Origin of the sequence: Membranihabitans marinus (genome assembly GCF_021729155.1) — a bacterium.
GTDB lineage: Bacteria > Bacteroidota > Bacteroidia > Chitinophagales > Saprospiraceae > Membranihabitans > Membranihabitans marinus.
Genome location: NZ_JAJQYA010000062.1, coordinates 1 through 13,268, shown reverse-complemented (window position 1 = coordinate 13,268; position 13,268 = coordinate 1). Strand labels below are relative to the sequence as shown.

General features: G+C 36.7%; 8 protein-coding genes. 4 read left to right on the top strand and 4 right to left on the bottom strand.

Annotation, left to right across the window (positions count from 1 at the left end):
• Positions 1-349: 349 nt before the first annotated feature.
• Positions 350-538, bottom strand: coding sequence for a hypothetical protein (locus tag LVD51_RS19710; RefSeq protein WP_236973099.1), 189 nt, complete (start codon positions 536-538; stop codon positions 350-352).
• A gap of 31 nt (positions 539-569) precedes the next feature.
• Between LVD51_RS19710 and LVD51_RS19705 the strand changes: the two genes are divergently transcribed.
• Complete coding sequence (locus LVD51_RS19705; protein WP_236973098.1) at positions 570-875, top strand: hypothetical protein; 306 nt, start codon at positions 570-572, stop codon at positions 873-875.
• Positions 872-2,923 carry a PepSY-associated TM helix domain-containing protein gene (locus LVD51_RS19700; protein ID WP_236973097.1) on the top strand — a complete coding sequence of 684 codons (2,052 nt, stop codon included), beginning with the start codon at positions 872-874 and terminating at the stop codon, positions 2,921-2,923. The genes LVD51_RS19705 and LVD51_RS19700 overlap by 4 nt, the downstream gene beginning before the upstream one ends.
• Before the next feature lie 708 nt (positions 2,924-3,631).
• Here LVD51_RS19700 and LVD51_RS19695 read toward each other — a convergent pair.
• The 3 genes from LVD51_RS19695 to LVD51_RS19685 form a co-directional block, all read right to left on the bottom strand.
• Positions 3,632-4,993, bottom strand: a complete 1,362-nt coding sequence (locus LVD51_RS19695) for a hypothetical protein (protein ID WP_236973096.1) — start codon at positions 4,991-4,993, stop codon at positions 3,632-3,634.
• Positions 4,994-4,996: 3 nt separating this feature from the next.
• Entirely contained in the window at positions 4,997-7,381 is a 2,385-nt protein-coding gene (locus tag LVD51_RS19690; protein WP_262912822.1) for a TonB-dependent receptor, read from the bottom strand.
• A gap of 141 nt (positions 7,382-7,522) precedes the next feature.
• A complete protein-coding gene (locus tag LVD51_RS19685; RefSeq protein ID WP_236973094.1) occupies positions 7,523-8,251 on the bottom strand; it encodes a helix-turn-helix domain-containing protein in 729 nt (242 codons plus the stop codon).
• Positions 8,252-8,630: 379 nt separating this feature from the next.
• Here LVD51_RS19685 and LVD51_RS19680 point away from each other — a divergent pair, with 379 nt between their 5' ends.
• Together LVD51_RS19680 and LVD51_RS19675 are read left to right on the top strand one after the other, a co-directional pair.
• Complete coding sequence (locus LVD51_RS19680) at positions 8,631-11,423, top strand: TonB-dependent receptor (RefSeq protein WP_236973093.1); 2,793 nt, start codon at positions 8,631-8,633, stop codon at positions 11,421-11,423.
• A complete protein-coding gene (locus LVD51_RS19675) occupies positions 11,404-12,459 on the top strand; it encodes a phytase (protein ID WP_236973092.1) in 1,056 nt (351 codons plus the stop codon). Before LVD51_RS19680 ends, LVD51_RS19675 begins: the two co-directional genes overlap by 20 nt.
• The last annotated feature ends 809 nt before the right edge of the window (positions 12,460-13,268 follow it).

Sequence of the window (13,268 nt, the reverse complement as noted above, 5' to 3'; positions counted from 1 at the left end):
TATTTCCTTCTCGTTTTTCTTCTCTTTTTTCATAGTTTGCTAAGATAAGTAGACACACTTAATTGAACAGTCTCCAGTCAACGCCCAATCACCTAGATCATTGGTTGCTACTGCAATGTATAAATTCTAAATATCTATTCTATTAAAATAAAAACCATGAACAATAACATTTGAATCTATAAATTTACAACCCCAAAGAAAATAATTTGGGGTTGTTTTTCTTTTAACTTCAAAATATGATTACAAGCAGTATTGTATTATTATTTCTTGGCTGTTATCTCCACTATATCGTTTCCTCTAAGTCAGAAGAACTACCCTCAATCTATATAAAAAATTGGATTCAAAATCATCAATTGTACACCAAGGTTTTGGCATTCCTACTCGGCATAACTTCTTTAGTCCTGACCATCATAAAATTTGGATTTGCATCTGGAATATTTTTCTTCTCCGTCCTGACCATCATCCTCATAAGTTTAATCGTCGTTCTAACACCATTGAGGAAATGCACTAATAAACATCTTATTGCTCTATTTATCATGATCCTATTATTTGAATTTATCATTTAGATTATGCCTGCAAATACCAAATACCTCAATAAATCATCTTGGCATCAATTTGCCAAAATATCTGCTGGCCTTATAGGGGGCTACCTTATTACTGCTTTATTGCATATGTGTTTATCCCTTATCCTACCCCATCATAAAGAAGTTTTAATCACTTCAATCATCACCTTATTTATCGTTTGGTGTGCACTTTTGATTATTCCATTTTTGTTTGTAAATGGATGGAAACCATGGTTGATATACCTCATAATTATTGCCATTCTACTGGGTATATACAGTTTTGCCAATCAACACAATCCATTTACAACATGAGTAACAGAAGAATATACAATGTCCTATTCAATACGCATACGGTTAGTGGAATTGTTATTAGTGCTGCACTTTATGTAATTTTCTTTGCAGGGGCATTTTCATTGTTTAAAGCAGAAATTGCTATTTGGGAGAATGGCAATCCTGTCAGTCATACAGAAAGAAAAGACATTGATTTCGACCATATAATTCAGAATTTAGATCAAAATATCGATTTAACAAGTAGAGATTTACAATTTAATTTTGGAGAACACGATGACAAAATTGAAGTATTTATAGATAGAAGAAAAGATTCTACATTATCTGAAACAGCTCAGGAAACCCATTTTTTTTCAATTGAAATTCATTCCTCTGAGGGAAAAACCTACGAACAACACTATAGTGTAGGAGAATTTTTGTACCGTCTGCATTTCTTTTCTCAATTTCCAGCTATCGGTATCTACTTGGCCGGCTTCGTATCTTTATTTTTCTTATTTGCTATAATTACGGGAATCATTGTTCACTGGAAAAAAATCATTCCCAACTTTTATACCTTTAATCCTAGAATAGCCCTTAAACGAGTATGGACAGAAGCACATACAGCATTGGGGGTAATAGGACTTCCTTTTCAGTTGATGTTTGCACTGACGGGCGCCTATTTTTGCTTAAGTCTATTAGTCCTTATCCCTGCTAATTTTTTATACGATGGTGATCAGCTCCAATTAATGGAAGATGTGAGACCGGATCGAAAGGTATACGAATGGTTAGGTGAATCCAATAACACTATACCTAGTTTCAATGAATTTGCCCAATTGACAGCTAGCCAATGGGATAACTTTGATTTAACAAGAGGATTCATCAGAAATTATGCCGGTGTCAATATGAAATATATTTTGGTAGGCGACTTAGAGGACAGTGAGGGGTTTATAGGGATTGGACGATTGGTAATAAATCCCTATACTGGCGATATAGAATCCTATAAAAATCCGAAAGAAGGCAGTTATATTGAGGACATTCAACGGGTGTTGGGTAGATTACATTTTGCCGATTTTGGAGGAATTCCCATGAAACTACTTTATTTCATCCTATCCCTCCTCACCTGCTTTGTAATCATTTCCGGTGTTTTGATATGGATTGAATCTAGGAACAAAAGGAGTATGACGCTAACCCAACGACTATATACTGCCAAGGTAGGACATATTTATATGGCCATTTGTTTGTCTATGCTACCTGTCACTGCGTTAGCATTTTTGTTTGTAAAATTATCGAATGGATATTTCGAGAACAAAATGTCGGCTATTTATTGGTTTTATTTCTTGACTTGGTTAGGGTTTATATTATTTTTCAGATTCAAAAGAGACAATTACTTCACTAATAAATACTGCCTTTTACTCGGAGGAATTTTTGGATTATTCATCCCTGTAGCCAATGGAATAATAACAAAAAATTGGCTTTGGACTGCCTTTTCCACTCATCAATTTGAAATATTTTTTATCGATCTATTCTGGATTGGCATTGCCATATCTTCCTTAGTCGTATACTCAAAACTAAAACCTTCTATAAAAGATCAAAGTTCATTCTCAAAAAATCCGATCGATTATAACCATTTAAAAAATGAGGAAATCTCAACACCATCAAGGACCTCTGAATTAAATGATCTTATTTCCACTGATAAAAATCATATAGACATGAGAACTAAAATTATTATTTTATGGATATTTCTAGGTATAGGTTGGATTATTCATCACATTTATGGACTATTTAACATCTATTATAATGAAACACTGATCATAGAAGGTGCCACTGGAGAACCCCCATTTATGCATCATATTTACAGGATATTATTCGAGGGTCTATGTCTAACTTTTGCCCTTCTAACTGTTGAGATATCTAAGCAGTGGTTTAAATGGCTCTCCCTTATTTGGGCAAGTATAGCCGGGCTTTACAATATCTATCATTTTGTCGAAGCCTTATTTTTTGAGAGTAGCAATATCTCAGAAATATTTATGCTGGCATTGGTGACCACAGCTAGTATATTTTTAATTAGGAATATCTTTTTGTGGAAGAAATAGAAATAAGATGGGTCGATTGCGTCATGATTCAATATGTAGGCCATTCTGCTAATGATGATCAATACCAAATGCATTTTATACTGATTGAAGAAAATGTGCAGCATCCAATCGACTAAATATGGACGACTGCAGTGTTTACTCCTGAAGCCGTAAATCGGGTTCTGACGACTACGAGGGAATGCAGTACAAAGTAATGAAGCCACTTAATGTGGATTGAATGAAGGAGTCGAGGTCGCTGCACCTCGAATGGGTTAGTCACTGTGCTCCAGCGTGACAATCATTTCATTGAGCAGCCATTTCTTGCCTGTTGTCTGAACAGGATGAGTAAGATAAAAGGATGGTCAAGATAATCTTTGAAGCCGCCGAATGGGCTTTGTCGAAGGTCTTCATCCTAACGAATCATGTACAGAGCTGATAAGATTGAATACGTTGCTGTCTATGATTTGGGGTTAGGATCAACATCTTATGACCCCCATTGCCACGGGTTAGGATGTGGAATTATAGCATTTTCCCTTTCCACAGTGTGACTCGTCCTATGACAAATAGGGTAATAGTGAAAAAGATTATGGCAAGTTAAATCTTGTAAATAAAAAGGAGGTTTTCGTTAATCGACTGTCTACCAGCCTACAAACAAAAAACCTCCTCTTTAATTATAAAATGTATAACCTATTGATAACCATCAATTCTAGGTTATCAGTGAATGTACTTTTAAAATGTACCGATAAAGTGGCTTCCCTCCACATTTACCAACTCAGCACCTTTGGTTACTACACCAGTTTCTGTATCTACCACATATATGTTTCCATTCTCACCTACAGGGGCTTGAGTAAGATAGATTTCATTTCCATCAACTACAAATCCCTGATATTGGAACAAGTAAAAATCAGGATCATAAGGTATATCATTAATTTTTTCTGCTGTTTTTGCTTCTAAATCAACTAATGCAAAGAATCCCTGCGCACCAGCCACTCCTTCTGCTGATCCATCGTGTCGATAGGCCAAAACAGCTTTACCGTTTTCAGCAGGTCTCCAAGCTAGAATATAAGCACCTTCAACACCTAAAGCCTCATCTAGATTGAAGTCGTAAGAATCATCGTATTGATTATCGCTACCTATTTTCAATATATGAGAACCTTCAGGATCACTTTGATTTGCTTGATAAACACTTCCATTATATAAGAAAGCATTGATACTTCGGTATCCATTAGTATTTCCATGTCCTACGCTAGAAGTAATTACGGTTGGATTGAGTAAAGACGGATAATCCAACACAATGGTTTTAGACCCTAAAATCTCATAACCACTATCACTTTCTGCCGTCTCAGGATTAACCTTACTTAAACGTGCTCCGATATATATTTTATCCCCTGCAGCATTCAAAACTGGCATATCAATTCTTGAAAAATAATATCCATTTGCCTCTTCTTCCGCAGTCAATGGCACACTGTGTTCTTGAAATTCTTTGATTGAAGAATTGACCAAGTCCAATGTTACAATACCAATCTTGGCGTCTGTACGTACGTAGATATCATCTGTTACGTCATCTGGAGTATCATTATCATCGATTTCATGTTCTGTGGATACGTATACGGCAGCACCAGTTTTATCACCATCAAATAGCTTAATCCAACGCGGTGCAGATCCTACATATGGAGCAATACTTACTTCTGAACCAGTTGGGGTAAAATTCTGCCCCCCTTCTACTGTATATTTAGTATAGTTTCCACCGGTATCACCAGCATAGCTTATATTGAATATGGTATTCCCATCCTCTGAAGATTGCAATCTTGCCGTTCTGTTTGAAGGGGCAATAAAGCCATTATCAAAAGGCGCAATAGATACTGTAGGATCTTTGGCATCCTCACTACTAATCGAATATAATAATGTTCCACCATTACCATCACCAGGGTTTTCACCCATTCTAGCTGCCGCTACAGTAATCCATCTAGATTCTGTTTCCATAGGTATTGGATCTGGAGTTATGTCATCATCCTTACTACAGGAAACGATAGAACCCAGAGCTAAAGCAATAAATGTAATATTTCTAATAATTAAAAATATACTTTTCATTTTTTAAAATTTATATATGGAATAATTAAGTTTCAAGTAAAAAGCTCTTCCCGGCTTTTGCACAGAAAGATTATCATAAACAGGTTTATCAAAAATGTTCTTAACATCAAAACTCACAACAATGTCTTTCTTTGGAAGGGTATAACTTACTCCCAGATCCTGTGCCAATTGGTTTGGAACTTTGAAGAAATCGTCGCCTACAGTATTCGAACCTTGGGGGACTATATAAGAAAACTCATCAGTAAAGCTCAAACTGTAAAAAAGATCAAGTTTTGATTTTTTCTGAATCAAATCCTTGAATGAATACTGCAAGTTCGCATTCATTGTATGGAATGGTGTATTAGGCACATCAATTTCGACCCCTCTATTTTCGATTTTCAAATCAAACTTGGACACATTAAAGTTGAAGAATAATTTTTTGTTGTAGGTATAATTAAATTGAAGGTCTATGCCTTTCGAAGTTCCACTACCTTGATTAACATATAGAATCAATTCATCATCAACATTTAGAGATGTTTCTATCGGAAGTCCTATTCTATCCTTTATGTTTCGGGTAAATAAGTTGGTAGTAACTACCAATTGGTGGTTATTTAATTTAAAAGAACCAAATCGAAATCCGAGATTAAAATTTTTACTCAATTCGGGATTTATACTTGAATTAGCAACAACATTATCCCCATCACTGCCAAATATTTCAGTTTCATTTGGAAGTCTAACTGCTTTTTCTGCAGAAGTCAACAATGTGATCTCGGGAATGATAGCATAAGACAATGCGAAACCATATCCATTATTTATTTTATTGCTGCTGACTACTTCATCTACTATTTTTTTAACTCCATCAGAACCAATTTCAATAGCAGGATCGACACTTATTGTTTTTTGTTGATAATACTTCCCGAACAAACTGGTTTTTAATCTCTCATCAAAGGCATTTACTTCATAGGTTAGCGCTACAATATTTTTATACAAATCCCTTGTTCCCAAAAATGTGTTTTCTAAAACCGATCTAAGTTTATCACTATCTTCCCGATCAATTCTGTTGTGCACATGATTGAATAATATTTTATGATGATCATTTATGGAATAGGACAATCCTGTTCTTATGGAGGCTACATTTCTATCAATTCTAGCCTCAGTAGGACCGCCTTCCTGTTGAGAGCCCCAACTGTATTTATATTCATTTCCTCTAAAATCAATGGCGCGCTCACCTGCCCAGTTATATGCCCATGTCACAGTATCTATTACTTGTGTATTTCGCTTTCCATAGTAACCATTGATGGTAAGATCTAAATCCTTTGTAAAAAGATCTTGTTTTTGATAAGAAAGATTTACCAAACTAGCCTCAGACTGTGTAAATCGACCTTCATATGGACTTATGGTCATAAATGCTCCGTGCTGAATTTCTTTGTAATTGCTAGATCCTGTATAACCTATATAAAACTGATCTGCCCATTTAACATCAGTATATCCCAACTGAATGACTCCCCCTGTAGAGCTATAGGCATCATTAAATCTTCTAGCGGTAATCGGTGTTTGAACCCCTCCTAGTCCTGTCACCAATACGCTTCTTCCCGACACCTTGTAATCGTTGTCCGAATAATTATGAAAACCAGATGCTTTTACAGTAAATCCAGAATTATCGTAGCGATATAAACCATTAAAACTGGCTTGTAATGTATTAAATGAACCGTATGAAACGGAAGCATTCAGATGGTTATTTGTGGAACTTTTCAGAACAATATTAATCGCTCCACCCAGTGCATCATCAGACAAATGACCCGGAACTACCCCTTTATAGATCTCTATTCGATCAATCATTGAAGGAGGTATAGAATTTAGATTAAAAGAGGAACCAAAAGTAGAAATAGGAATACCATCTATAAAAATCCGTACAGCACTTCCAGATAGTCCGTTGAGCGAGTATTCCACATTTGAACCCAAGCCGCCATTCTGCCGAATTTTCACACCAACCGATGAATTTAACAACTCATTGGTTTGGATATTTCGTTGTCCCGCTTCTTTAGTATCAATAATATCAACCGCAAAACCTTCTTTCTCTATTTTTGTTTTCTCTGTTGTTCCCTGAATAACAACCATTGACAATTCCGCTGCGTTTTCCATCAAATTAAATTTGACCTGTGTATCAGCATGGACCGCTATCTTTTTTGATTCTGTCTTATACCCAATATAGGAGGTAGATATGGTATACTCTCCATTCTTAATATCAGTGATTTGAAATGCCCCATGAACATCTGTTACGGTGCCCAACTGTGTTCCATCAACAATTACAGAGGCACCTACTAATGGTTCATTAGATGGACCAAATACAAAACCAGAAAGTTTATTTACTTGCGCAGTCAATTCGTATGACGTCGTCAATAAAACCATGCAAAAAAGCGGCACTAAAAAATTATTGTTGATTTTCACCGTTAATCCTATTTAGACTAAATCTAAAAAGCCGCAATTTAGGAGATATCAACTTAACAAATTTTAGAGAAACGTAAATTTTGTTTAGAAATCAGAAAATAATTAAGACTCCACCAAAAACTGACTTGGATTGACACCATGATAGTTGCGAAATGCTTGACTAAAGCTACTTAAAGAACTGAATCCAATTTTTGTAGCCACTTCAGATAGAGTGTGTTTTTTGTGCTTGATCAACTGAATAGCCAGATCCATTCTATACTTTTGGATAAATTGATAAATCGTAATACCAGTATAGGCTTTGAAACTTCTTTTCAAATACATTTGATTGGTACCTATTTCATTGGCAATATTTGAAACCGACAATTTTTTATCTAAATTAACTTGAATAAATTGAATGGCCTTCTGCACCTGTGTTTCTGAGATAGGCATGGCCATTTCTCTGGTTTTGCTAGAAAGAGATTGACTGGTATCTAATAGGTTTTGAATCAACAGCAATATTTTGGCCTCAAGAATCAACTTCCTCTTAATCCCTTGTCCTTCTTGTTTCAGTATTTCGTACAGTAAATTTTTAGCGGTATAGTTTAGAACCTTTGAAGAAGTTAAAAAGTTTAGGGTCTCACCATAGCGATCAAAAAAGGATGGAAGAACCTTGACTTTAAAGACATAATTATTTTTTAGATCTAATACCGTATCCCGATCCATTATAAAATATTTAAAAATCAAATGATTTTCATCTTTTGAAACCTTACCAATACTGGAGTCTATCTTTGGAGATGACCAGATGGACAGATTTATATATTCATTAACTTCTTCCTCGCTTACAAGCTGCATATTATCGATTCAAATCAAAAATTCAAGAAGGGTCGGCAACTCTCCTTGTTTTTATTAAATCTAAATATAAAGATTTTAAATACAAATTCTACCTAGCCAATGAGAAAGATTTTGAAATTTTGAATTCAAATTTATTCCTTTAAAGTTTTGGTGAGTCGATCTAAATTTCTATTTTCTTACCTTAGACACCGTTAGTTCTCTAAAGCAAATGAAATTATAATTAGAGAATAATTTTCGCTTACCCCGATGAATTATCTATCATCATACAAATCAGAGTTTACATTTTATTAACACCATTCTTAACTATTTCTTAATTACGCAAAATAAACACGGCCTTCGCATTTCGATAATTTTACGCAACTAAAATAATTATCAAATTATGCGAAACATTGCCATTCTATTCATGACTTTATTTGCTCAGAATCTCTTTGGGCAAAATCTTTCCATAGAAGGAAAAATCGTAGACGAGAACAATCTCAATTTAGCTGGAGCAGCCGTATACCTCAATGAAGCAGAATTGGGAACCTATACCGACGAAAGCGGTCACTTTAGTTTTAATAATCTAGAAAATAAAACCTACCATCTCGATATTAGTTTTATCGGATATCAAAGCATAGAAGTCTCCAAAAATCCAAGTCAGGACAACAATATGATTGAGGTATCACTACAACCTGGCGTCATTATGGGCCAAGAAATTCTCATTCTCGGTGATCGATTGAAGGGGCAATCCAAAGCCCTAAACCAACAACGGAGCAATATGAACATTTCCAATATTGTGGCCTCAGATCAAATCGGACGTTTCCCAGATGCCAATATTGGTGATGCGATGAAACGTATCCCAGGCATTACCATGCAAGGTGATCAAGGAGAGGCACGTAATATCATAGTAAGAGGACTGGCTCCACATTTAAATTCAGTAACTATCAATGGAGATCGCATCCCTTCTGCAGAAGCGGAAAACAGAAATATTCAGATGGATTTAATCCCTTCTGACATGATTCAAACCATTGAAGTCAACAAATCCGTCACCCCCAATCTCGATGCCGATGCCATCGGTGGATCGGTGAATTTAACCACTCGACCAGCACCCAACGACACTAGAATATCGGCGACCTTGGCTTCGGGTTACAACTTTTTAAGTGAAAAACCCAATCTTACTGGAGGTCTGATTTACGGTACTCGATTGGCCAAAGACAAACTGGGCATTATCTTATCTACCTCGTACAACGACAACAAGTTTGGTTCGGATAATGTAGAAGCTGAATGGGAAAACGAAGCAGAATCACCGTTAACTGGAGACGACATCGAAGTATCTCCCTATATCAACAATTTTCAAATAAGACAATACGAAGTGCAGCGAATAAGAAGATCGTTTTCTGCTAATTTGGACTATAAATTCAATAATGATCATAGCATTTTTGTCCGTGGAATGTACAACTGGAGAGACGACAGAGAAAATCGATATGTCAACGAAATCGACGATATAGAACCCGTCTTCCAAGACGATACCGAGAACATTGTTGGTTATGAAGGCATTGGTATTAGAGAATCCAAAGCCGGCATTGACTCGGACCGCAACCGAAATACTAGACTGGAGGATCAAAGAGTTCGCTATATGGCTATCGAAGGTCAGCACCAATTCAACAATGCGTTTTCTGCTAACTGGGTTTTGTCATTGGCCAATGCGTCAGAAGAACGGTTAAACGAAAGATACATTGTGTTTGAAACCGAGGATGCATTTGCTCTAAATCACAATATTTCGAATGCCAAATTTCCTTTAATTACCGCCTCTGAACCTATCGATTTAGCCACTTATGAATTGGACGAGATCACGGACGAGTCACAATTCACCGAAGAAAATGACTTTAACGCCAGAGTGGACTTCGGTCATAAAATCCATTTATTTGACCACCTGGGGGAAGTAAAATGGGGAGTTAAATACAGAAACAAAGACAAGAGCAGAGACAATACTTTTGACGAATACAGTCCAGTAAATGACAATATCGAAAACCTCTCCATGACGGAGTTAATCAATAAAACAAAATCTAATTTCTTGCCTGGGTCAAAATACCAAGCGGGTGATTTTGCTTCAGCAGAATATTTAGGAAAAATGGACTTATTCAACAGCAGTTTATTCGAAAAGGAAAGCAAACCAGACGAATACCTTCCCGGTAATTTTGAAGCCAGTGAGGATGTATTAGCCGCCTATGCCATGGTGGAACAAAAATTTTCCGATAAATTTTCTACTACCCTAGGGTTGCGAATGGAACATACCCAACTCGAATATTTGGGTAATGAATTGGCCGATAGTGAAGAATTAATAAAACAGAATCGCGGTGAATCATCTTATACCAATTTTCTTCCGGGTATCCACCTAAAATACGACCTTACCCATTACAGCATATTGCGACTGTCTTGGTCCAACACTTTGGCCCGTCCAAACTACTACGACTTAGTTCCTTACCGAGATGTTATCGCCGAAGACGAAGAAATCTTTGCTGGCAATCCCAATCTCGAACCGACTCAATCTTCGAATATCGACTTAATGGCTGAACATTATTTTAATACTGTAGGTATCGTTAGCGGAGGATTTTTCTATAAAAAAATAGACAAATTTATCTATCTTTTAGAAGGTGAAGACCAAGCCACTGGATATGATCTATTTCAGCCACAAAACGGAGCCAATGCCAATCTATATGGATTTGAAGTGGCCTTTCAAAAACAATTGGACTTTCTACCCAACAACTTAAAAGGATTGGGTATTTATCTCAACTACACCTATATCGGTTCCAAAGCAGAGGGGGTACGCAACGAAGATGGGGAATTGAGAGAAGATATTTCTCTTCCAGGTGCCAGTCCTCAGATGTTCAATGCCTCATTGAGTTATGAATTAAAAAAATGGGTTGCTCGTCTTTCCCTTAATTTTTCAGATGCCTATATCGATGAATTGGGCGACAGTGATTTTTACGACAGATATTACGGCAAACAATTCTTCCTCGACTTCAATGCATCCTATGCCATTACCGACAATTGGCGAGTATTTGTAGAAGCCAACAATTTAACCAATCAACCTTTGAGATACTACCAAGGAGTATCACAGCGCACTATGCAAATGGAATATTACAATTCACGAATAAACATTGGAATAAAATATGACTTCTTTAAAAAATAAAATCAACAGTCTTTTAATAGGTACTGCTATACTTTCCGGTATTCAGTGCAGTAATGAGGTAGAGACCAGACATAATATTGAACCGACCCTCATTACCGAGGCTGTTCCCCACGATACCGATGACCCAGCCATCTGGATTCACCCCAGTGATATTGGCCAATCCTTGGTCATTGGTACGGACAAAGAAATTGGCGGTGGAGTATACAGCTTTGGATTGGATGGCAAAATCATAGATTCACTTTCTTTAAAGAAGGTCAATTACCCCAACAATGTAGACTTACTGACACAGATAAAAACAGTCCATGACACCACTGACATTATCGCATTTACCGAACGCGAAAGTCATCGAGTGCGCATCTATTCTTATCCCAGTTTAAAAGCTATGGATGGAGGTGGATTTCCCGTGTTTGAAAACCAAACAATAGATAGTCTAAAACGACCGATGGGAATTGCCTTCTATCGAAATCCTAGAACCGAGGAATCATATTTCTTTGTAAGTAGAAAACACGGGAACGATGGGGCATATATATACCAGTATAAAATACATACGGACACAATACCTTTTTCCGTAGAAAAGGTAAGGGCGTTTGGTGGTTTTTCTGGAGAACCCAGCGAAATCGAAGCTTTAATGGTTGATAATTATCATGAATATCTATATTATTCTGACGAAGCTTTTGGTATTCGAAAATATTATGCGGATCCGAGCAAAGGAGATGCCGAAATAAATATTATCGGAAAGACTGGATTTACAGAAGATCGCGAAGGGATAGCTCTCTGGCCCACCGATAAAAAAGGCAATGGCTATATTATTGTATCCAATCAGCAAGACAATTCATTCAATGTTTACAATAGACGATCACCCCATGAATTCATCGGAAATTTGTCGTTGTCGACTACAGAAACAGATGGATGTGATTTATATCCCGATTCATTAAATGCTCAGTTTCCCAACGGTATTTTTATTGCTATGTCAGAAGAAAAAACCTTTCATTTTTACGATTTAGGACTATTGGAAGAATATCTGAAAAAAGAGTAATGAGGAAACTGTATTAAGAAATTTCAGCAAGAAAACCGTACAACATTTTACATTGCAAAAGCGATCCTCGAGATCGCTTTTGTTTTTCACAAAACGAATAACTCAAAGAAATACTTCAACTGAAGTGATTTCCCCCACATATTAATCACATACAAAATACTTTAATTCAAATAATGTAAAAACGGTCATATCAAATGATTAGAGTGTTTTTCATATTAAATGTACATTTAATATAACTGAATGAAGTTGCCCAAAGGATGACTGAGCATAGTTGTCTGAAGGACAACCAAATGCCGTAAATCGGCATTTGGTGAAGATGACTGAATGAAGCTCGGAGAGCCATTGACCGTAAATCGGTCAATGATGAAGGAACCGAGGCCACTGTGCCGAGGCGTGACTGCAACATTGTTCGAAAGGTTATTAGCCACTGTGCTGCGACGAGACTGCATTTATATTGATCAGTATAAAATTTCATTTTACAATAAAATTATAATAGCATTGAGGGAAGACGACCACTGTGTCGTGGGAGGGTTAGGTAGGATGAAGGAACCGGGCTTCGACAAAGCTCAGCCACCGCTTCCTCCGTGTTTCGGGTGGGCGGGGAAAGACCGCAAAATCTACAGCAAATTTCATGGAATCTCGTCATGCCACGGTGGGCATGACTTCTCTCATCGTAGACCGATTTACGGTCTACGGTACTTCGTACTTAATTCGTTCACCCCGGCGAGACTACAACATTGTTCGATAGGTTTTTAGCTACCATGTCGAGGCGTCATTATCTTTGTTTATAAAAATATCCTGCAGTTGTA

What these genes read in the sequence shown, in the direction of transcription:
- LVD51_RS19710 (WP_236973099.1), bottom strand. Translation starts at nt 538, where the DNA reads ATGATAAATAGAGCAATAAGATGTTTATTAGTGCATTTCCTCAATGGT.
- LVD51_RS19705 (WP_236973098.1), top strand. Translation starts at nt 570, where the DNA reads ATGCCTGCAAATACCAAATACCTCAATAAATCATCTTGGCATCAATTT.
- LVD51_RS19700 (WP_236973097.1), top strand. Translation starts at nt 872, where the DNA reads ATGAGTAACAGAAGAATATACAATGTCCTATTCAATACGCATACGGTT.
- LVD51_RS19695 (WP_236973096.1), bottom strand. Translation starts at nt 4,993, where the DNA reads ATGAAAAGTATATTTTTAATTATTAGAAATATTACATTTATTGCTTTA.
- LVD51_RS19690 (WP_262912822.1), bottom strand. Translation starts at nt 7,381, where the DNA reads ATGGTTTTATTGACGACGTCATACGAATTGACTGCGCAAGTAAATAAA.
- LVD51_RS19685 (WP_236973094.1), bottom strand. Translation starts at nt 8,251, where the DNA reads ATGCAGCTTGTAAGCGAGGAAGAAGTTAATGAATATATAAATCTGTCC.
- LVD51_RS19680 (WP_236973093.1), top strand. Translation starts at nt 8,631, where the DNA reads ATGCGAAACATTGCCATTCTATTCATGACTTTATTTGCTCAGAATCTC.
- LVD51_RS19675 (WP_236973092.1), top strand. Translation starts at nt 11,404, where the DNA reads ATGACTTCTTTAAAAAATAAAATCAACAGTCTTTTAATAGGTACTGCT.